At 40.0% G+C, this 19,998-nt stretch carries 21 protein-coding genes; 11 read left to right on the plus strand and 10 right to left on the minus strand.

Going from position 1 to position 19,998, the window contains the following annotated elements; translation table 11 throughout:
- The first annotated feature begins 5 nt into the window (after positions 1 to 5).
- Positions 6 to 1,823, plus strand: coding sequence for an aminopeptidase P family protein (locus ACTF5Q_RS00965; protein WP_438952856.1), 1,818 nt, complete (start codon positions 6 to 8; stop codon positions 1,821 to 1,823).
- Between the two features lie 9 nt (positions 1,824 to 1,832).
- On the opposite strand, the gene recN is transcribed toward ACTF5Q_RS00965, so the two are convergent.
- The 3 genes from recN to ACTF5Q_RS00980 all read right to left on the minus strand — a co-directional run bounded on the left by recN (position 1,833) and on the right by ACTF5Q_RS00980 (position 5,603).
- Entirely contained in the window at positions 1,833 to 3,485 is a 1,653-nt protein-coding gene (gene recN, locus ACTF5Q_RS00970; RefSeq protein ID WP_438952857.1) for a DNA repair protein RecN, read from the minus strand.
- A 17-nt stretch (positions 3,486 to 3,502) separates the two neighbouring features.
- Positions 3,503 to 4,345 carry an outer membrane protein assembly factor BamD gene (locus ACTF5Q_RS00975; protein ID WP_438952858.1) on the minus strand — a complete coding sequence of 281 codons (843 nt, stop codon included), beginning with the start codon at positions 4,343 to 4,345 and terminating at the stop codon, positions 3,503 to 3,505.
- A 115-nt stretch (positions 4,346 to 4,460) separates the two neighbouring features.
- Positions 4,461 to 5,603, minus strand: coding sequence for an acetoin utilization protein AcuC (locus ACTF5Q_RS00980; RefSeq protein ID WP_438952859.1), 1,143 nt, complete (start codon positions 5,601 to 5,603; stop codon positions 4,461 to 4,463).
- Between the two features lie 93 nt (positions 5,604 to 5,696).
- Here ACTF5Q_RS00980 and hisB point away from each other — a divergent pair, with 93 nt between their 5' ends.
- Together hisB and hisH are read left to right on the plus strand one after the other, a co-directional pair.
- Positions 5,697 to 6,284, plus strand: a complete 588-nt coding sequence (gene hisB, locus ACTF5Q_RS00985) for an imidazoleglycerol-phosphate dehydratase HisB (RefSeq protein ID WP_154033512.1) — start codon at positions 5,697 to 5,699, stop codon at positions 6,282 to 6,284.
- A gap of 5 nt (positions 6,285 to 6,289) precedes the next feature.
- Positions 6,290 to 6,925, plus strand: a complete 636-nt coding sequence (gene hisH, locus ACTF5Q_RS00990; RefSeq protein ID WP_438952860.1) for an imidazole glycerol phosphate synthase subunit HisH — start codon at positions 6,290 to 6,292, stop codon at positions 6,923 to 6,925.
- Between the two features lie 13 nt (positions 6,926 to 6,938).
- Here hisH and ACTF5Q_RS00995 read toward each other — a convergent pair whose 3' ends face one another.
- The gene (locus tag ACTF5Q_RS00995; protein ID WP_154033516.1) at positions 6,939 to 7,334 is read right to left on the minus strand and encodes a DUF2147 domain-containing protein; all 396 of its coding nucleotides are present in this window, start codon (positions 7,332 to 7,334) and stop codon (positions 6,939 to 6,941) included.
- Positions 7,335 to 7,460: 126 nt separating this feature from the next.
- Between ACTF5Q_RS00995 and hisA the strand changes: the two genes are divergently transcribed.
- From hisA to ACTF5Q_RS01010, 3 genes are read left to right on the plus strand one after another with little or no spacing between them, the layout of a single operon-like run.
- Complete coding sequence (gene hisA / locus ACTF5Q_RS01000) at positions 7,461 to 8,177, plus strand: 1-(5-phosphoribosyl)-5-[(5-phosphoribosylamino)methylideneamino]imidazole-4-carboxamide isomerase (protein ID WP_438952861.1); 717 nt, start codon at positions 7,461 to 7,463, stop codon at positions 8,175 to 8,177.
- Positions 8,177 to 8,935, plus strand: coding sequence for an imidazole glycerol phosphate synthase subunit HisF (gene hisF, locus ACTF5Q_RS01005; RefSeq protein ID WP_020044149.1), 759 nt, complete (start codon positions 8,177 to 8,179; stop codon positions 8,933 to 8,935). The genes hisA and hisF overlap by 1 nt, the downstream gene beginning before the upstream one ends.
- A 3-nt stretch (positions 8,936 to 8,938) precedes the next feature.
- Positions 8,939 to 9,253, plus strand: a complete 315-nt coding sequence (locus ACTF5Q_RS01010; RefSeq protein WP_438952862.1) for a phosphoribosyl-ATP diphosphatase — start codon at positions 8,939 to 8,941, stop codon at positions 9,251 to 9,253.
- 14 nt (positions 9,254 to 9,267) lie between these two features.
- On the opposite strand, the gene ACTF5Q_RS01015 is transcribed toward ACTF5Q_RS01010, so the two are convergent.
- From ACTF5Q_RS01015 to ACTF5Q_RS01040, 6 genes are all read right to left on the minus strand, one after another.
- A complete protein-coding gene (locus tag ACTF5Q_RS01015; protein WP_438952863.1) occupies positions 9,268 to 10,110 on the minus strand; it encodes a fumarylacetoacetate hydrolase family protein in 843 nt (280 codons plus the stop codon).
- On the minus strand, positions 10,107 to 11,045 hold the full coding sequence (locus ACTF5Q_RS01020) for a ketopantoate reductase family protein (RefSeq protein WP_438952864.1): 939 nt from the start codon (positions 11,043 to 11,045) through the stop codon (positions 10,107 to 10,109). Before ACTF5Q_RS01020 ends, ACTF5Q_RS01015 begins: the two co-directional genes overlap by 4 nt.
- A 9-nt stretch (positions 11,046 to 11,054) precedes the next feature.
- Complete coding sequence (locus tag ACTF5Q_RS01025) at positions 11,055 to 12,554, minus strand: trimethylamine methyltransferase family protein (RefSeq protein WP_438952865.1); 1,500 nt, start codon at positions 12,552 to 12,554, stop codon at positions 11,055 to 11,057.
- A 72-nt stretch (positions 12,555 to 12,626) separates the two neighbouring features.
- Positions 12,627 to 13,733 carry a dimethylsulfoniopropionate demethylase gene (locus tag ACTF5Q_RS01030; protein ID WP_438952866.1) on the minus strand — a complete coding sequence of 369 codons (1,107 nt, stop codon included), beginning with the start codon at positions 13,731 to 13,733 and terminating at the stop codon, positions 12,627 to 12,629.
- A complete protein-coding gene (locus ACTF5Q_RS01035; protein WP_438952867.1) occupies positions 13,733 to 14,068 on the minus strand; it encodes a hydroxyisourate hydrolase in 336 nt (111 codons plus the stop codon). Before ACTF5Q_RS01035 ends, ACTF5Q_RS01030 begins: the two co-directional genes overlap by 1 nt.
- Positions 14,068 to 15,798: a thiamine pyrophosphate-binding protein gene (locus tag ACTF5Q_RS01040; RefSeq protein WP_438952868.1), complete on the minus strand. Its 1,731-nt coding sequence runs from the start codon at positions 15,796 to 15,798 to the stop codon at positions 14,068 to 14,070. The genes ACTF5Q_RS01035 and ACTF5Q_RS01040 overlap by 1 nt, the downstream gene beginning before the upstream one ends.
- Before the next feature lie 233 nt (positions 15,799 to 16,031).
- On the opposite strand from ACTF5Q_RS01040, the gene ACTF5Q_RS01045 reads away from it, so the two are divergent.
- From ACTF5Q_RS01045 to bktB, 5 genes are all read left to right on the plus strand, one after another.
- Positions 16,032 to 17,387, plus strand: a complete 1,356-nt coding sequence (locus ACTF5Q_RS01045) for a selenium-binding family protein (protein WP_438952869.1) — start codon at positions 16,032 to 16,034, stop codon at positions 17,385 to 17,387.
- A complete protein-coding gene (locus ACTF5Q_RS01050) occupies positions 17,384 to 17,749 on the plus strand; it encodes a 2Fe-2S iron-sulfur cluster-binding protein (RefSeq protein ID WP_438952870.1) in 366 nt (121 codons plus the stop codon). Before ACTF5Q_RS01045 ends, ACTF5Q_RS01050 begins: the two co-directional genes overlap by 4 nt.
- A complete protein-coding gene (locus ACTF5Q_RS01055) occupies positions 17,750 to 18,214 on the plus strand; it encodes a CoA-binding protein (protein ID WP_438952871.1) in 465 nt (154 codons plus the stop codon).
- Between the two features lie 79 nt (positions 18,215 to 18,293).
- Entirely contained in the window at positions 18,294 to 18,689 is a 396-nt protein-coding gene (locus tag ACTF5Q_RS01060) for a rhodanese-like domain-containing protein (RefSeq protein WP_438952872.1), read from the plus strand.
- A 1-nt stretch (position 18,690) separates the two neighbouring features.
- Positions 18,691 to 19,875, plus strand: a complete 1,185-nt coding sequence (gene bktB / locus ACTF5Q_RS01065) for a beta-ketothiolase BktB (RefSeq protein ID WP_438952873.1) — start codon at positions 18,691 to 18,693, stop codon at positions 19,873 to 19,875.
- The last annotated feature ends 123 nt before the right edge of the window (positions 19,876 to 19,998 follow it).

A 19,998-nucleotide genomic window follows, 5' to 3' on the forward strand; every position in this document is an offset into this window, starting at 1 on the left:
AATTAATGCACAAAGAAAAAATTTGTAAGTTTCAATCTTTCGCTTCTACCGGCGATCCGAAATTGGGTCCGAAAAGACTTGAAGCGTTGCAGGATCAAATTGCTAAAAGGAACCTTGATGGTTTTCTTGTTCCACGCTCCGATTCTTTCAGAGGTGAGTATGTAGCTGAAAAAGATCAGCGTTTACGATGGCTTACTGGATTTGAAGGTTCTGCAGGAATCTGCGTTTTAGTTAATAAACGGGTAGGTATTTTTGTAGATGGGCGCTACTCGATTCAGGCGAAAAATCAAACACTGCCACCTATAGAAATTATTAATTGGCCAAATAAAAAAGTCACGGACTGGATAATGGAAATCACTAATAAGGGTAAAATTGGTTTTGACCCTTGGTTACACTCAGTCGATGAAATTGAGCAATATAAAAAATCAACAGAGAACACTAATATCGTTTTACAACCGACACAGAACCTTGTTGATATAATCTGGACAGATCAGCCAGCCCCACCAAATGCAAAAGCTTTTCGATACGAAAACAAATTTGCAGGTCTGACACAAGTCAATAAAAGAAAAATATTAGCGAAAGAATTGAGGGAAAATGGAAATACGGCAGCAGTAATTACTTTACCAGAAGGAATTGCCTGGTTGTTAAACATACGGGGTGGAGATGTCGAACATTTACCCATTGTTCACGCTTTTGCTATTCTGCATTCAAATTGTAAAGTTGACCTTTTTGTAGATAAAACCAAAGTAAAAGATTTGAAAAAACATTTTGGCCACAACATTAGCTTATACAATCAAAATGATTTTCTTTCACACCTTGAACAACTTACGGGTAGTATATGCATAGATAAGGCTAGTCTGCCATTTGCGGCTTTTGAAGCTCTGCTTTCATCAAAAGCAACTTTGGACCCACGAGGAGACATAACAGCAGTACCCAAAGCTTGTAAAAATGAGATTGAGCTAAGTAGAGCAAGAGAAGCCCATTTAATTGATGCCGTAGCAATGTGTAAATTTCTTTGCTGGCTAAATTCCCAGTCGGAGAGTAAGTTAACCGAAATTGATTTAGTTATCTCACTCGAGGCGTTCAGGTCTCAAAATCCAGAATTTTATGACATCAGCTTTGAAACAATTTGCGCAAGTGGACCAAATGCGGCCCTACCGCACTATCGGGTAAATTACGATAGTGATCGCGCTATAGAAAAAAATGAAGTAATACTAATCGACAGTGGCGGCCAATATAAAGGCGGAACAACTGACATTACCAGAACAACCGCCTTGGGTGAGGTTTCAGGCGAAATCAAGAAGGCATTTACGTTGGTCCTTAAAGGAATGATCTCGATATCGAGGTTAAAATTTCCTAAGGGAATGGCAGGATGTGATTTAGATGCATTTGCTCGAGTGCACCTATGGTCGGAAGGACTAGACTTCGCTCATGGCACGGGACATGGTGTAGGACAATTTCTTTCTGTTCACGAAGGGCCACAGAGATTGAGTAGAACGTCAAAGGTTCCCTTTGAAACAGGAATGATCATATCAAATGAACCGGGTTTCTATAAAGAAGGACATTTCGGGATTCGGATTGAAAACCTTCTAGCAGTCACAAAAGCTCCAAAATTGGAAAACTCAACCGTTGACGAAATGTTTATCTTTGAGACCCTTAATTTTGTCCCTATAGATAAAAATTTAATTGATATAAGTCTGATGACAAACGAAGAAAAAGATTGGCTCAATGAGTATCATTTAAAGTGTCGAAAAAAAATCAGAGAAAACCTAGAAGAAAATGAAAAAATCTGGTTGGACCACGCAACAAAAAAAATCGAATAATTAAGATCTTTAACGCCCTGCTACCAAGGTTGCAGCAGCATTAATTGCAGCAGCCGTTATTTTGTCTCCTGAGATCATTCGGGCAATCTCCTCGATCCTGGTATCTCCATGAAGGGTTGTTACCTCAGTAATAGTGCTTATTGAATTTGTAGATTTGGAAACCTGAAAATGAGCATCACCAAGAGCTGCTACTTGGGGAGAATGCGTGACTGTAAGAATTTGTGCATTTTGGGACAGTCTAACAAGTCTTCTACCAACTGCATCGGCGGTAGCTCCCCCAATGCCACGGTCAATTTCATCAAAAATCATCGTAACTGAGCTATAATCTCTAGTTAGACACACTTTTAGTGCCAATAAGAAACGGCTTAATTCACCGCCCGATGCTATTTTACCAATTGGACCTTTAGCAGTTCCCTTATTTGTAGAAACTAAAAAAGAAACCTCATCACATCCATCAGCTGAACTTGGTGCAGGTCTTATGTTAGTTTCAAAATGGGCATCTTCCATTTTAAGAAATGGTAATTCAGCTGCGACTAATTTGTCTAATTTGTCACCAGCAATACGTCTGGACTCATTCAGTTTTGACGCTGCAACATTATATTCAGAATCGCACTCTTTTATTTGATTTTCCAATGAAGATAGCTTTTCAGCACCAAATGAAAACTCTTCTATTTTATCCGCTAGTTCTGCCTTAAATTGTGGTAGCTGATCGGGCGCAATTTTATGTTTTCTAGCTAAACCACGGATTTCAAATAGTCTTTCTTCAAGCACTTCGAGCTCATACCCATCAAAGTCCAGCAACTCAACAAGACTCTCAATAATGCGTACGGCTTCACCTAACTCAGTTGATGCTCTGGATAACGACGCCAATGCTTCTTCAAATGGCCCATCACTTTTGCCAGATGCTGTTTCAATCCATCTCATAGCATCTAAAATTAAACTCTCTGCACCGCTACTACCAACAGCACTTTGAGCCTTTAATACGTCATCTTTTATTTTTTCCGCTGACTGCATCATGCGTCTTTTGGTATCTAATTTTTGTTCCTCGCCTACTTTTGGATCTAGGCACTTCAGCTCATCCAGTGAATGTTGTATAAACGATTCTTCAGCATCAAAATCTGATAACTTTTTTTGTTCATCCTGATATTCTTTTTTTGCTTTTTTTAGCTTTTTCCAAGCTTCTTTGACCCTCTCTCGTTGGGTACTGTTACCCGCAAACATATCAAGTAAGCGAATATGTGACCGTTGATCAAGTAAACCTTTATCGTCATGTTGACCATGAATTTCAACTAAGAGTGTCGATATCCGAATTAATAAATCTCTTGGAGCCCTTCTTCCGTTAATCCATGCAGTCTTACGTCCATCGACATTTATAACCCGCCGAATTAATAGTTCTCCTTCCCACGGAACGTTATTATCATCGAGTATCTTTCTCACCGGATGGTCATCTTTTAGTTCAAACCAAACGCTTACTTCTCCAAAATCAGCTCCTGGACGAACTATTTCTGTTTTACCCCGCCAGCCCAGTACAAATCCCAAACTATCCAAAAGAATTGATTTACCTGCGCCAGTCTCACCAGTGAGTACATTCAATCCATTAGTGAATAAAATCTCTGCATGGTCGATAATCAAAATATCGCGTATGTCTAAACCAACAAGCATTTTATAAAATCATTAAGTTAGAGCCATCTACCTTTTAGAACCTGCCTATGGATCTTCCGGAGCCAGCCATTACCTTTAACGGCTGGGCTCAGATCTTCATTCCTTAATAAACTAAAGGTTCGTTTATACCAAGCTGAAGCTTGATAATTATGCCCAAGTATGGCACCCGCGGATTGAGCCTCGTCGACCAGTCCCATAGACAAATATGCTTCTACGAGTCTGTGCAAAGCCTCAGCGGTGTAAGAGGAGGTCTGATAATCCTCTACAACAATACGAAATCTGTTGATAGCAGCTGGAAATTGTTGTCTCTTTAAATAATATCTGCCCACCTCCATTTCCTTTCCCGCCAAATGATCAAAAGCTAAATCAAATTTTAGTTCCGCAGGTTTAACATACTCACTGTCGGGATAATTTTTGATAAGCTTTTTGAAAGCTTGCAAGGCCTTTGCAGTTACTTCTTGATCCCGACCAATATCTTCAATTTGGTCATAATAACTTAAAGCTATTATATATTGAGCATATGCAGAATCCTCGTCAGCTGGATAATATTCAATATATCTTTCGGCTGCGTCCCTAGCCTCTTTGTATTGCTTTGCCTTGTGATTTGCAAAAGCTTGCATAATTACCGATCTTTTTGCCCATTCTGAATAAGGGTAAAGCCTTTCAACGTCAGAGAAGAAAGCGATTGCGTCTATCGGCTTCGATCTTGCCATTTCATATTCTGCTCTATCGTAAATCTGTTTTGCAGAATAATTTTCAATTTCGTCTGAACCTACATTAGCAGTATTACTACAACCAAATAACAAGCCTACCGCAATGGAAGAGACCCCAATCAAATAGATCAATCTATTTAAAATCATAAACGACCTTCATAAATTAAAACAATTTTTAAATTGATAACTTTATTTAGAGTTAAAGTACATTAAGACATACCAGAATAATTAAAAATATATTTTCTATTAAATTGAGATTATATCATGTCATTCGAATAGAGCTCCTATGAATAACGTTCATCCGTTTTATAAGATCTAAAGTCTCCTGCTTTATTCGATAGCAAATTTGCTCGTCTTTCAAAGAAGAGAGTAAGTTAGGGTTAACTTTATCCTTACGAAACCAGCGCAAGTTTTCTATTAGTCGCCTACCCTCGTCAGTATATAAAGATGGCGGTTCAATATCATTAAGTATGGCCCAAAAGCCAGTCCAAAGCCTTGAAACAGACCAGGGGTTATACCCACCACCGCTCGTTAGAAGTAATTTAGGGGCCAAAAGGGCAAGCTTTGATAGAACTTTCCATAGACAATTGTTTGTCATTTCCAACCGAGACAGCGGATCATCTTTTAACATGTCTGCACCTCCTTGAACAATCAAAGCTTCAGGTTTGAAATTTTCTATCGCGGGATAAAAAATGTATTCAAAGAGAGCTTCTAAATCAATATCCGTCGAACCTTTTGAAATGGGTGCATATAAATTTTTATCAGGGAAATTTTCCTCTAATTTCCCTTGAAATGGCCATCGGTTTGCTTCATGTGCTGACACTAACATCACATCTGGGTCGTCAGAAAAGGCAGATGCTACACCATCACAAAAGTGTGCATCCAAATCCACGTAGGCAATACGGCGAAGGCCAAAGTCTCTGAATCTTTTAATGGCAAACACTAAATCATTCAAATAACAGAATCCATTTGCTTTATTTGCTAGACCATGATGTAAGCCACCGCCCAAATTAAAGGCGCGACCATGTAAAAATGCAAATTCTGCCGCAACCACTGACCCACCAACTGAGGTAGCTGGCCGCTTGTACATTCCTTTAAAAATAGGATTAGACGGTGTTCCCAAGTTATATTTGTTAGATTGATTTTTATCAATTTCCTGCTTTTCATCAACTTCTATAAGGACATTAACATAATCGTTAGAATGGAATTTCTTAAGTAAACTTGGCTTAGCGATAGGCGCTGTTATAAATTTCGCCTCATCGTACCATGACATAGCTTTGATTAAATCGAGTGTAGCTCCCACCCTTGGTATATTTAAAGGATGTTTTTCTCCATAGTGCGTATTGCGATATATATCTGAAGAAATTAGAAAAGATGTCATATAAAAATAATAGCGCTGTGGCATGAAATAAACAGCATACTTTTAGAAATATTCTTAGGGTTTTCCAAGTTATCCAGCCGAGCTATAAGCACCGCATCTAGCATGAGGAAAAGACCGATGCGCAAAAACAAAATTACACGCGAAACTAACGAAACTAAAGTCTCGGTCTCTATTAACCTTGATGGTACAGGCGAGTATTCTAACTATACAAATGTTGGCTTTTTTGATCATATGTTGGATCAGTTATCTCGTCACTCGCTAATAGACTTAAAAGTAAAAACGACAGGCGATACAGAAATTGACGACCATCACACCGTGGAAGATACCGGCATAGCACTCGGACAGGCGGTAAAAAATGCTTTGGGTAATAAACAAGGCATAGTTAGATATGGCTCGTGCCATTTACCAATGGATGATGCACAAATTCGAACTTCTTTGGACTTCTCTTCAAGGCCTTATTTTATCTGGAATGTCAGTTTCTCAACAAATAAAATAGGAAATTTTGATGCAGAGCTAGTGCGTGAATTCTTTCAAGCTTTTTCAACACACGCTGGATTAACGTTGCATGTAGATATGGTACACGGAATAAACAGCCATCATATCGCAGAGGCGATATTCAAATCTGTAGCGAAAGCTTTACGACAAGCGATCGAAATTGATCCGAGAATGGCTAAAAGTTTACCGAGCACCAAGGGAACACTCTAGAGATAATGCTTACAGCGCTTATCGATTATGAGAGTGGCAATTTACACTCCGCTTTAAAGGCCTTCGAAAAAATTTCTAGTGAAAACTCGCTTGGATCCGTGACGGTCACAAACGACCCTGAAATTGTTAGTAATGCAGATAGATTAGTTTTGCCTGGCGATGGGGCTTTCCCAGCGTGCAAAGTCGCCCTCGAAAAATCAGAGGTCTTTGAGGCACTTAAACACGCCGTTTTAGCCAAAGGCAGACCATTTCTTGGGATTTGCGTCGGAATGCAATTAATGGCAAAAAAAGGTTTTGAATTTGAGCCAACTAATGGTCTTAATTGGATTAACGGCCAAGTAGAAAGAATACAATTAGATGATCCAAGTTTGAAAATACCTCACATGGGCTGGAACGAAATAGCCATCGATCACTACCACGCCATTCTGAAGGATATTAAAAATGGAGATCACTTTTACTTCGTGCATTCCTACCAAATGAGAGTATTTAGTCACGAAGAACGACTTGCACACGTCGACTATGGCGGTGACATCACTGCTATTGTTGCCAAAGACAATATGGTCGGATTACAATTTCATCCCGAAAAGAGTTCTCAATCTGGAATGAAACTTATAAAAAATTTTTTAGAATGGGCGCCTTAAACCGTTGAAAATATTAATCTATCCTCGTCCAAGTGCCACCATCACGACATAAAATTAAAACACACCCTGAAATTTTTAGCTGGTCATTTCCCTCTAGAACCATTTTAGAACTATAAACTTTGTCTCGATCAGGGCTCCATATTTTCCCTCCACCGTATTTGCCATCACCTTTGTTTTTCATAGCCCATATAATTTGCTTACCGATATTTTCTGATTTGTATGATGCTCCAGTGGAGTCGAATGACTTTATAAGAGTGCCACAAATTTCTCCTTCACATTCCGCTACTTTGATGTGGCCAAAATTTCCATTATCATCTGGAGTTGTTTTCCAGACACCAAGTACCGGATCCGCCACCGCCGCGCCAGACAGCAAGCTCAAGGTAGCTGCTATTTTTAAAATATTCTTCATTGGAACCTCCCTTATTTACCACACTCTGCAACCAAACTTGATTTAGAGCAAGCCCCTGCGGAGATGAAGTTGCATTATTTTATGAAGCATGCTTTACGGATTTTCAAAACTGCAGGTTCGCGAAAAATGATATTATATCCAGCAATTGATTTAAAAGACGGTAATGCGGTCAGGTTGTTTAGAGGCGATATGAACAAATCGACTGTTTTTAATAAAAATCCAAGTAAACAGGCTCTTGAATTCGAGCAGGCCGGTTGCCAGTGGCTACACCTAGTAGACTTAAATGGAGCTTTTGCTGGTGAACCTGTTAATTCAGGAGCCGTTGAAGAAATCTTGTCTCAGGTAAATATTCCTGCGCAGCTTGGAGGAGGAATTCGCAGTCTTAAGACAATAGAAAATTGGCTATTGAAGGGTTTAGCAAGAGTCATTCTTGGAACGGTAGCAGTCGAAAACCCCCTACTGGTAAAAGAAGCAGCAAAGGAGTTTCCCGGGAAAATAGCAGTTGGTGTAGATGCAAGAGATGGGATAGTAGCAACTGAGGGCTGGGCAAAATCCACAAATATTAGCGCCACAGAACTGGCAAAATCCTTTGAAGATGCTGGTGTTTGTTCGATAATTTATACAGACATCAATAGAGATGGAGCAATGCAAGGACCAAATGTGCAGGCTACTGCAGAGTTAGCTAATGAGGTATCAATCCCCATAATTGCATCAGGAGGTGTCTCAAAAATGGATGATATAATTGCATTGAAAAGTTGCGGAGCAGAACTTAACGGAGTAATTTCTGGACGAGCCTTGTATGATGGAGCGATTGATTTGAAAAAAGCCTTGGAAATTCTTTAATGCTTAAAATTCGCATTATCCCGTGCCTCGACGTAGCTGATGGCAGGGTCGTTAAAGGAGTAAATTTTGTTAATCTAAAAGATGCAGGCGACCCGGTAGAAGCAGCCTATCGCTACGACCAAGCTGGAGCAGATGAAATATGTTTCTTGGACATAAACGCAACATACAAAAACAGAAATACAACCTATGATATGGTTAGAAAAACAGCAGAAAAATGTTTTATTCCTTTGACGGTTGGGGGTGGGGTAAGAACTGTCGAGGACGTAAGAAAGCTTCTACTTGCGGGCGCTGATAAAGTTTCCTTTAATTCAGCTGCAGTTGCTAACCCAGAAATTATAACCGCAGCAGCTAATCAATTTGGCAGTCAATGTATTGTTTGCGCAATAGACGCAAAAACTGTCGATTCTCAAAAATGGGAATTATTTACTCATGGCGGACGACAAGAAACTGGCATTGATGCTATTGAGTTTGCGAAAAAAATTGCCGATATGGGGGCTGGAGAAATTTTGCTTACTTCGATGGATAAAGATGGCACAAAATCGGGCTTTAACTTAGAGTTAACAAAAAAAATCTCTTCTGCTGTAAATATACCCGTCATCGCATCTGGAGGGGTTGGAAATCTTTCACATCTAGTCGACGGAATAAAATTAGGAGGTGCATCAGCTGTTCTTGCTGCATCTATTTTCCATTTTGGAGAATATACAATCGAAGAAGCTAAGAAGTATTTAAAATCAGCAGGGATTCCCGTAAGGATTTAAATTATGAAAATTGATGATTTATTTCAAGTTGTTGAGGATCGAGCAAAAAGCGATCCAGAGTTAAGCTGGACTGCTCAACTTCTATCAAAAGGCTCAGACAAATGTGCTGAAAAATTTGGGGAAGAAGCAATCGAAATTATAATTGAAGCAGCAAAAAAAAACAAAGCTGGACTGATACGCGAAGCAGCAGACTTATTATACCACTTTGTGGTAATGCTTCATTCAAATGGGGTAAAACTTAGTGATATAACGGACGAGTTGGAGAGCCGTAAATCTAAATCTGGAATTAAGGAAAAAAAATCTCGCATCGCACAATAAGTATATTGGTCTGGTCAAATATAATTTCTTAAACTACCTATCTCACTTACGTGAATTTCCAGATCGTCTCCTGATTTAAGATAGCGTTTAGGATTAAAACTAGCCCCTGTTCCATCTGGGGAGCCCGTGGCTATGACATCTCCAGGATTCAAAGTCATTATACTAGAAATATAAGAAATTTGTTCATTTATACTAAAAATCATATCCTTACTAGAAGCCTTTTGCACAACTTCTCCGTTCAAACGCACTGTCAATTCTAAATCGCTAGGACGGACTAAATCTTCTAAGGGCGTTATCCATGGCCCCCACGATCCCGAGCCAGAAAAGTTTTTGCCGGCATATATTGAATGCGATTGCCAGTCCCGTACAGAGCCATCGTTGAAGGCTGAAAAACCAAATATATATTCATGTGCATTAGCTGGTGGAATGTTTCTCGCCTGCTTTCTAATCACTACTGCTATTTCACCTTCATAATCAAAGCTATTGGAAGCATCCCCAACGGGACTTTCTAGGAAATCAAGATGTGCCAGCATTGCCTCACGATTTTTACCGAATAGAATTATATTGTTTGGATCGCGCACACTTTGTCCATCGATGGGGTATGGCTTACGATAATTCATTCCCACACATATAATTTTAGTTGGATTAATAAGTGGGGGTAAAAACTGTATATTACTATGCTTTAATTTTGAAGTTCCCAGTGCATTTTCATACATTAATGAAAGAGAATCTTTCTCAAGAACATCTCTTAAGCTATTATATTCAAATATAAATTCATCTGTAACTGATTGTGCATACCCGTCAGAAAATATTCCATATGTTTCTTTTTCAGAGGTTATAAAAGATCCAACATTCACTTTATTATTTCCTTAAATTGGGTTTCCCTGTTGAGAACCAAAGCAGTTAAAGTTGAATTGATGGGTGTGGAAACTCCAACTTCAATTCCAAGATTAGGTACTATTCCATTGATAAACATAATTTCTGACCTTTTCTTTACCAGATGATCCAAAAACATAGATGGACGAGCATTGCGCAGATTCTCTCCAAATTTGGAAACATATTGAACTGGGTCGTTGAAACTGAAATTAATCTTTTTTGCGGTTCCAATCTTATAAGCTTCATCCATGGCTCCCAAGGCCACTGGCCAAGCAAGAGGATCATCCATCAGTTCACCAACTGTCTTTTCGAAAACCGTACAAGGAGCACTGAACGTAACATTGCATAAAAATTTCTCCCAAATTAGTTTTTGTATGTCCTCATAGGCCTGCACAGTGAAACCGGCTTTTTCCCAGTGGCCAGTTAGGTCTTTAAGCCTATCTGTAATTTTACCATTAAGTTCACCTAGTCGTATGAGGTTCATAGCATTGTGATGGACATGCCCCGGACTTTTGACTGATGCTCCAAAGCCATCAGCCACTCCTAGAACAATATGATTATAACTAATGTGTTTTTCTATTTCTTTGTCTGCACCTAAACCATTCTGAATGGTAACCACAGTAGCATTTGGCCCCAATAATGGAGATATCTTCTTAGCCGCAGACTCAACACCAGATGCCTTCGTGGCAATTATATAAAGATCACAATCTTTATGTGCCTCAAAAACTGAGGAGCTTTTTATATTTTTGATTGTATAGGTTCCGCTTGGGCTTTCAATTGAAAGTCCTTTTTTATTGATCGCATCAATATGCTCGACCCAGGGGTCATATGCAATCACTTCATAGCCAGCCGCCGCGAATAAAGCTGCATATATTGACCCCATTGCGCCTAATCCAATAATAGTGATTTTCATCATATTCCCTGCCTAAATTCTGATCTTTATGTCGAATAGTTTTCGAATTTGCGTATCACAATCTTTTGGAATGTAGTTAGGCTTATGTTCCTGTAATATAGCTTCAACTTTTGTTTTTGCATTTGAATTTATACTTGGCTTACCATTAGCCACCCAACTATCATAAGGCTGTCTGTCAGCAACTTCTGGATATACAAAATCTGTGCTCATTCTATTAAAAGTCGCAGATTGACCAAGAAAATGACCATCGCCCTCTACTACTTTTTTAATTGATTCAACTGAGCAGGTCTCTTCATTTACTTCAATCTGTTTCCCAGTACTGAGGATTGCACCCAACATTTCGTTATCTATTACATAAGCCTCAAGTGAAGTTGCCATTAAACCCGCTTGGGTGCCCGCAGCTTGGGTAATAAGATTAGCGCCAGTTTGCACAGCTAGAGTTAAATTGATAGCTTTCTCATAACCAGCTTGATTATCAGGAAGCTTACTATCAGTAGCGCCAGAGATTGTAGAATTAGGGAAATTATAATATTGAGCAAGTTGAACTGCAGCTGCGGTCAATAAAGATTGCTCCCCACTTCCTCCAGCCATTCCTCCAGTTCTCAAATCTGTAACCATTGGGCGAGCGCCATAAATAGCATTTACATCTTTATTTGCTAACCAGGCTAGCACCATACCTGCTAACGTTTCGGCATTTGTTTGAACCAAACAGCCAGCTATCGTTACTGGACTCGAAGCACCCATTTGGCCAAATGTATTTACCATAACTGGAAATCCAAACCTTGATGCTTCAATTAAAACTTCACATGACTCAGTATCAAATCTGAGTGGTGGAACAACATGATTCACATTAAGAGACATGAAAGGTTTATCGAAAAAGTTTTTATCAGAGCCAGCAATAATTGAACATAACTGGTGGACTGTTTTGACATTGCTTACAGCACTGATACTACTAATTACATGTTTCGATGTTCCAACTAATGAGGCGTAAGCAGTATTAATGTCCAACATTATACTGGTTGACATATCATTTGCCACCATCGGTCGGGCAAAAAAATGAATATTATCTAGTTTGTCAACCAAACGAGATGCATCATATAAATCACCTAAGAGTGATTGCCGGAAGGTGTGCGTCGACATATCAGCTATCATCGGTGCTGCTCCGCCTGTACCGGTGTGAACCTTATATCCAGATAAATCTAAATTTTGATCATTACCGCGAGCGTGCAAAATAAAATTTTTTCTCAGCTTTAAAATTGCTTCATTTACTAATTTAGGAGGAAAGGTAAGTCTGCCGCTGTCAGTAACTTTTCCACCATTATCACGAATAAGTCTAATAGCTTCTTCCGGGGCATCGCTTAAACCGATAGTTTCCAGAATTTGCAAAGTTGCATCATGAATTGAGTACAACTGCTCATCAGAAAAAAATTTTATCCGACCAGTGTTCGGACTTATTCTATTTGACAACGGGGTAACTCTTTTTTGCTGTCTCCTGCGCGATCGATTAGACAAATAAACACCCTTTTTTGTGAACTAGTTTTCACCTAGATCCTATTTCTTAGAGTTTGAATTTACACAATGACATCAAAGAGGGAAATCTTTAATCATACCAATCATCTCAGTCCCATCCTGAACTTTAATTTTAACATTCTGGCCTATGTCCCAGTAGTCTTTGTCTACCATGCCCTGCGCTACATTTGCTTTTAGGCGTGGCGACCAAATTGCTGAAGTAACGTTACCAACCACTTTACCATCTACAAAAACAGGCCACGGTTCGGAGCAGCTTGAACAAGGGATTTTGCCGAAGACAAACCCCCGAATAATCTTTTGCACACCGTTGGCACGGATTTCCAGCAATTTACTTTTTCCAATAAACTGTGTCGGTCCATCTAAGTCACAGAATTTTTCAAAACCAATCTCAAATGGATTATTTGCAAGTGTCATTTCATTGCCATAAGAAAAAAGGCCCCCCTCAATTCGCTCGATTAAATTAGGACACCCTGGCGCTATTTGATATGACTGACCAACATCCCAAATTACATCCCACAAAAAATTTGCAAAATCTTTGCCCTTTAAATAAATTTCAAAGCCACCCTGACGCGAATAACCGGAACGAGCAATTAACTGTTTGGATCCATTAAAATCTATCCAACCAAACTTAAAAAACTTAATCTCTTTTATATGAGAACCAAAAATCTCAGATAATAAATTTTCAGCTTTTGGACCTTGAACAGCCAGAGGGTATACATCTGGCTCACTAATTTTAACATCGAACTTACTACCTATGGCTAGGCCCTTCGCATACAAAAGTACATCGCTATCAGCAATTGATAGCCAAAATTTATCTTTTGAAAGCTTTAATAATACTGGATCATTTATTAATCCTGCATTCTCATCAATTAATGGAATATATAAGCAGTCACCAATCGAAGCCCTTGCAATATTTCTAGGCGTCATTAGTTGTACCAACTTTTGAGCATCTGGACCTTCAATTTCTACTTGGCGCTGGCAAGATACATCCCAAATTTGAACATGCTCCCTTAAATGCCAGTAATCTTCTTCAACAGATGATTTAAACGCTTTTGGCAGAAGCATATGGTTTACAATGGAGAAGCCAGAAACGCCCAACTTTTCCACCCGGTTAGTATAAGGTGTTCTTCGAAGCCTAATCGACATGTTAAGACCGTTCATTAACTCGAGATCCATGTCGAATAAGAATGGGGATTAATTATAACAGGGAGGTGATAAGATCTTTCTTCTTGAAATACTGAAAACCTCAGAGCTATTTCAGCAATTCCCCCAGTTATTTCTTTTAATTTCCAATATTCTGTAAGCGAAAACACTAACTCACACGCCATTGAAGAATAAATATCTTCTGATCTTATTTCTAACGATAACCGTCCACCACCATCCGTCTTACCACTTACCAAAAGCTTTTGAGACTTCAATTCAACAAGCCTAACCGGGATGTTCATGGCATGGGTTCCATCGGTACCATTTAGTATATGCGATGTAATACTAACCATTACTCAATCGATGCCTTGTCCCTTTTATCCGAAGTGGCAGCAACAATCGGACTAATTACACCTCGGCATTTTACATTGATGCATGCGGTCTTTCCACTTTTATAAGCTCTCTCGAAAGCGCCCGGCAGCTGATCACGCTTAGTAACAAGCTCACCAAAGCCACCGAGACCCTCGAACATTGTATGAAATGGAATATCGCGAAAATCGGTTGCAAAGTGTTGTCCACTTTCAAAAAGTCGCTCCTGTTGTTGGCTAATACAGTCTAGACCACCGTTGTTATCAATCACAACAACAATTGGAGTACCTTCCTGAAAACATGACTCAACAGACAATCCACCGGACAGAAAGGCTCCATCTCCAGTGACTAAAACAACATTTTTGGTTGGATTGAGCCTTTTTGCAGATAGTGCAAACGACACACCCACGCCCAAAAGGCTATAATTCCCTGGATGAAGTATGCCGCCGAGTTTTCTACCTCGCGCCGCTGCAATATTTGTAGCAATTTCATTCCAAAAATGCGTGTTACCTCCATCAAAAACCAACCAATCACCATCCTTCATCATGGACTGCACGTCTAAAGCCAACTGTAAGGGATGCATTTTTCGATCAAGTTTAAGATCATCTACTGTTTCCTTCTTAATGTGTTCGACCCATTGAGAAACCCAGTCAGCCCTACGCTGTCTCTGCAGATCAAACCATGCGTCCCAAGAATGGTCTATTTTTATAAGCTCATTAAAAAACGCCCCAGGATCAGATAACAGGTGAATATCTGCTCCAATATTATATTCTAACTCTTCATGGCTTCCATTTACACAAACAAGTTTAGTATCTTTATTGATGAAGGGCGGGTTCCCAAAGTTCATTTGGTTATCAAGTTTGCAACCAACCATTAAAATCACATCTGCTTCCTGAATTGCATCTCTGGATGGATGATATTGATGAAAATCCGCAAGCCCCATCATAGCGCTGCAGTCCTCACCAAGTAATTTTGTGTGGTATGGCACATTAAAGATTGGTATTTTTAACTTAGTTGCTGCCGAGGCTAATGCGTGCTCGTTGTGTGACCACCAAATTCCATGCCCACCGATGATTACTGGCCGACTACTTTCTCTTACAAGAGATATAATTTTTAGTAATTCTTCTGGATTGGGCCAAGCTTTTAATACCGATTTTTCAGAACGGTCAAAGGGACGCTCCTCACGCCCAACATCCTTTGCAAATGAGGAAAACATTATATCTACAGGTAGTGAAATATGGACTGGCCCTGGATATCCATTCGTAGCTGCATGCCAAGCTCGATCTACAAATTCACTTATCCTTGATCCATCTGTAACTTGAACGGAGTATTTGGTTAACGGTTTAGCAATCGCAACATCGTCTATTTCTTTAAACCCTCCAGCACCTTGACGTTTAAGGGTAGACGATCCTGTTATAAAAATTACTGGTGACCTCTCCCCCCAAGCTTCCAGCATTGCAGGCACAGCATTAGCAAAACCTTCTGGACCAACTAAACAAACCGTTGGCTTACGTGAAATTCTTGTATGACCATCGGCAAGGTGGCCTGCAACTTGCTCATGAGGGCAATTTATAACTGGCATTTGACATTCCATGAATCCTTCTAAAGCTGGATTACAAAACCCACCTGCCAGAGTAAAAACATGCTCAACACCCTTTTCTTTAAAAGCTCTGGCTAAAATTGCACCGCCACGTAGATGCGTTTTTTCTTCCATAACTATCTAGCTCCTGTTGTTTTGCTAAGGTGCCCAGCCACAATCTGCTATTTTTTTGTCAATGCAATAAAAATTATTCGTAAAGATTTTTAGCAACTTAGTTACCATACGTAACTTTCGCTAATCGTATAATTGACATCGTTATAAATCCTGTGTTCCATAATGAAAATTACTAAATTTCAATTTCAGTTAATTGCAAAAGTTAAATGGCGACCCGTGCTTAGGAGATTTTTATGAACAAAGTATGTTGCGGACCTGGTTACGCTTCACCAATCGAGGCTATAAACGCTCCGCGGGAAAAACTACTGTATACTATCGCCATCTATACCGGTACTGGCATACAAAAACCAGACTATTTGGCGACCGTCGACGTTGACCCTGACAGTCCAACGTACAGTCAGGTTATTCATAGGCTGGAAATGCCTGGGATTGGTGATGAGCTTCATCATATGGGCTGGAATGCTTGCTCCTCGTGTCATGATGATAGCTCAATGTCGCGAAAATATTTAATACTTCCAGGTGTACGCTCTAATAATCTTCATATTGTTGATACTGCGACAGACCCCAAAGCCCCAAGACTATATAAAGTAATTGAAGGAGCAGAAATTAAATCAAAGGCCGACTTGTCAGGCCCACACACAGTACACTGCCTAGGATCCGAAATAATTATATCGTTTCTTGGTAATGCAAAAGGAGAGGCACCCGGAGGATATCTCCAATTAGATAAAGAATTTAATATTATTGGTCGCTGGGAGAATTCTATGGGCGGCATTAAGTTTGGATATGATTTTTGGTACCAACCACGTCACAATGTCATGGTAAGTTCCGAATGGGCGGCACCAAATACCTTTATGCCTGGCTTTGATTTGGAAGAGGTAGGACATCTCAAGTATGGTCGTGAATTACACTTTTGGGATTTTGAGAAACGAGAACCAGTAGAAAGTTTTTATTTGGGCGAGGATGGATTAGTACCACTAGAAGTAAAATTTCACCACAATCCAGACAGCACTCATGGTTTCTGCGGGGCCGCACTTTCCACAAATGTTATACATTGGTGGAAAAATAGTGATGGGAAATGGCAGTGGGAAAAAATAATAGACATAGAAAACGAGATGCATCCAGAGTGGCCCATTCCACTACCAGGCGTTATGTCAGCAATACTTGTATCAATGGATGATAAGTACTTGTATCTTAATAACTGGCTGCATGGTGATATGCGGCAATACGATATCTCCGACCCTCATAACCCAGTACTGACAGGTCAAGTTTACATGGGTGGCCTTTTAGGCAAATCACCAAAAGTTAATGGAGTTGAGGTTGCTGGTGGACCTCAAATGTTTCAGCTCAGCTTGGATGGGAAGAGGCTTTACGTAACCACATCTCTATTTTCGACCTGGGATAATCAATTCTATCCCGATATACGAGAAAAAGGCGGTGTAATGCTTCAGATTGACTGCGATCCAGAGAATGGTGGAATGAAAGTTAACCCCAATTTTATGATCAACTTTGGCAAAGAACCAAATGGGCCTAGCCGATGCCATGAAGCCCGCTACCCTGGTGGTGATTGCACAAGTGACATATGGCTATGACAAAATATAAGGTTACGATCACAAACCGCGATAATGTGGAATATGAAGTAGATGCCAAGCGGCCAATATTGGATGAACTGCGAAACCAAGGTGTAGATCTTCCATATGGATGTAAATATGGCGGGTGTATAACTTGCGCCGCAAAGTTGACCTCCGGAGATGTGGACCAGAAAAGACAAGTTGCTCTTAATAATTGGCAGCTGGATAACGGCTACGTTATTTTATGCGTTGCGAGGGCTAAGTCTGATATTACTCTGGAAATAGGCACCGAAAGTCATTACAAATTGTACCGAAACCCATTTTTAGAACCATTGAAATCATACCAGCTAAAGGCTGATATTGCTTCAAAGGAGGACATTTAATTGCCAGTTGCAGATATAGATCGCATTTATGATTACGACCCATTGTACCTCGCTGACATTCTTAAATCAGTTAAAACGATTGCGATGGTGGGTGCGAGCGGAGATAAAACAAAATTTAGTTACGGGGTTTTACGACAACTAAGCGAAATAGGTTATGACATACTTCCTATAAACCCAAACCCAAAAATTACAGAAATACGTGGACTTAGAGTTTACCGTTCTCTTCAAGATATTGATAAGAAAATTGATATGGTAGAAGTGTTCCGGCCTGCAAACGAACTTTATGGAATAGCGGAACAAGCTATCGAGGTTGGAGCAAAAGTCCTATGGGGGCAAATAGGTGTATATGACGACAAAGCCGCCAAATTAGCCGAGGCTGCGGGATTGAAAGTCGTCATGAATAGATGTCCAAAAATTGAATTATTTAGACCCTTCTGGAAACCCAGGCTAGATCTTAAAATATAGCATTTCAGTCAGGTTTGATCGCTGACTGACTGCCCCAATGAAATCGACTTAACCAAAACACCAATTTAAAGGGCACCAAATGGGTCAAAGTATAAGTACCAGTATAAAGAAAATAGTTAAAGACGCCATGACTTCGGTAAACTCAATTTCAGTCCAGGAAGCAAAATCATTGGTCGATAACCATAGATATCAATTTGTAGACGTTAGGGAACGGTCTGAACAACAAAAAGTAGGTGTCATACCAGGAGCCATTTTATCATCAAGGGGTATGATCGAATTCCATATCGACCCAGATAGTCCTTTACATAAATCAGACTTTTCTCAGGACACAACATACATTTTCTATTGTGCTTCTGGCGCACGCTCAGCACTAGCAGCAGTTGCAGCCAAAGATATGGGACTTAAACCAGTGATAAATTTGGCCGGTGGCATCACTGAATGGATAAAAAACAACGGTTCTATTACGGATACATAAAATGGCAGATATTTTTATATCTTCGGCAGTAAGAACCGCAATAGGATCTTTTGGTGGTTCACTGTCCGGCTTATCGCTTAGTGAATTGGCAACCCATGTGGGCAAAGAAGCGATAAATAGGGCTGGAATAGCTCCAGATAAAATTGAACAGACAGTTTTTGGAAATGTTATTCACACTGAACCTCGAGATATGTATTTATCGCGCGTGACCGCGATAAACTCAGGGGTCCCGCAAGAATCTCCTGCTCTGACCTTAAACCGTCTTTGTGGCAGCGGTTTACAGGCTGTAGTTACGGCTTATGAACAAATTTTATTAGGTCGCTCCTGCGTTAACCTGGCTGGAGGCGCAGAGTGCATGAGCCGCGTCGGTCACATCCTACTGTCAGCTCGATTTGGGCAAAAAATGGGACATGTAAGTGCAATTGATATGATGACAGGAGCACTTACAGATCCATTTGGCAACGGGCACATGGGAAACACTGCCGAAAATGTAGCAAAAAAAATGAGCGTAACGCGAGACGCACAAGATGAGCTAGCATATAACAGTCATCTACGGGCTGCTATGGCAATTAAAGCGGGGTATTTCAAAGAGCAAATTCTGCCAATAGCAATCCAAATCGGAAAAAAGAAAGAGGTTTTTGATACAGATGAGCACTACAGAAAGGCAGTAAGCTTACTGGATTTTACTAAACTGAAACCTGCTTTTGATAGCGAAGGCACGGTAACGGCAGGTAACTCATCTGGAATAAATGACGGAGCCGCTGCTTTAGTCCTTGCCAACGAGCATGCAGTTTCAAAGTACTCTATGCCTGTCATGGCTAAATTTATATCATATGGACTAAAAGGCGTAGCTCCAAATTTAATGGGGCTCGGGCCAATACCAGCAGTACATGAGGCGCTATCACTCGCCGGACTAACTATTTCACAAATTGACTGTATTGAGTCAAATGAGGCATTTGCAGCCCAGGCCTGTGCAGTGGCGAGAGAATTAAACTTTGACCCAGCAATAACCAACCCAAATGGTGGGGCAATAGCTCTTGGACATCCTGTTGGAGCATCTGGCGCCATAATTCTGACCAAGCTAATTTACGAATTAAAACGGCAAGATGGTCGATATGGTTTGGCAACAATGTGCATTGGCGGCGGCCAAGGAATTGCGGTCATCATAGAGAATGTTAAAACGTAATTTTCGTTAAAATCATTAAACTAACTTTATAATTATTTAACTTAATTTTAATGAGATATTGTTATCTTGTGCCTTTTAATTTCACTCTAAAAAAGGTAATTGCAGCTAAATCGAGGAAACGGC

This window comes from Candidatus Salinivivens marinus (assembly GCF_965655845.1).
GTDB classification, from domain to species: domain Bacteria; phylum Pseudomonadota; class Alphaproteobacteria; order Rhodobacterales; family Rhodobacteraceae; genus Salinivivens; species Salinivivens marinus.

Bases quoted from the DNA above. Each gene is read 5' to 3' on its own strand.
- ACTF5Q_RS01035 (WP_438952867.1), bottom strand. From the start codon at position 14,068: ATGGTTAGTATTACATCGCATATACTAAATGGTACCGATGGAACCCAT.
- ACTF5Q_RS00975 (WP_438952858.1), bottom strand. From the start codon at position 4,345: ATGATTTTAAATAGATTGATCTATTTGATTGGGGTCTCTTCCATTGCG.
- ACTF5Q_RS00965 (WP_438952856.1), top strand. From the start codon at position 6: ATGCACAAAGAAAAAATTTGTAAGTTTCAATCTTTCGCTTCTACCGGC.
- ACTF5Q_RS01030 (WP_438952866.1), bottom strand. From the start codon at position 13,733: ATGAACGGTCTTAACATGTCGATTAGGCTTCGAAGAACACCTTATACT.
- ACTF5Q_RS00980 (WP_438952859.1), bottom strand. From the start codon at position 5,603: ATGCCACAGCGCTATTATTTTTATATGACATCTTTTCTAATTTCTTCA.
- ACTF5Q_RS01045 (WP_438952869.1), top strand. From the start codon at position 16,032: ATGAACAAAGTATGTTGCGGACCTGGTTACGCTTCACCAATCGAGGCT.
- ACTF5Q_RS01050 (WP_438952870.1), top strand. From the start codon at position 17,384: ATGACAAAATATAAGGTTACGATCACAAACCGCGATAATGTGGAATAT.
- hisA (WP_438952861.1), top strand. From the start codon at position 7,461: ATGATATTATATCCAGCAATTGATTTAAAAGACGGTAATGCGGTCAGG.
- ACTF5Q_RS01020 (WP_438952864.1), bottom strand. From the start codon at position 11,045: ATGATGAAAATCACTATTATTGGATTAGGCGCAATGGGGTCAATATAT.
- ACTF5Q_RS01060 (WP_438952872.1), top strand. From the start codon at position 18,294: ATGGGTCAAAGTATAAGTACCAGTATAAAGAAAATAGTTAAAGACGCC.
- recN (WP_438952857.1), bottom strand. From the start codon at position 3,485: ATGCTTGTTGGTTTAGACATACGCGATATTTTGATTATCGACCATGCA.
- hisB (WP_154033512.1), top strand. From the start codon at position 5,697: ATGCGCAAAAACAAAATTACACGCGAAACTAACGAAACTAAAGTCTCG.
- ACTF5Q_RS01040 (WP_438952868.1), bottom strand. From the start codon at position 15,798: ATGGAAGAAAAAACGCATCTACGTGGCGGTGCAATTTTAGCCAGAGCT.
- ACTF5Q_RS01010 (WP_438952862.1), top strand. From the start codon at position 8,939: ATGAAAATTGATGATTTATTTCAAGTTGTTGAGGATCGAGCAAAAAGC.
- hisH (WP_438952860.1), top strand. From the start codon at position 6,290: ATGCTTACAGCGCTTATCGATTATGAGAGTGGCAATTTACACTCCGCT.
- bktB (WP_438952873.1), top strand. From the start codon at position 18,691: ATGGCAGATATTTTTATATCTTCGGCAGTAAGAACCGCAATAGGATCT.
- hisF (WP_020044149.1), top strand. From the start codon at position 8,177: ATGCTTAAAATTCGCATTATCCCGTGCCTCGACGTAGCTGATGGCAGG.
- ACTF5Q_RS00995 (WP_154033516.1), bottom strand. From the start codon at position 7,334: ATGAAGAATATTTTAAAAATAGCAGCTACCTTGAGCTTGCTGTCTGGC.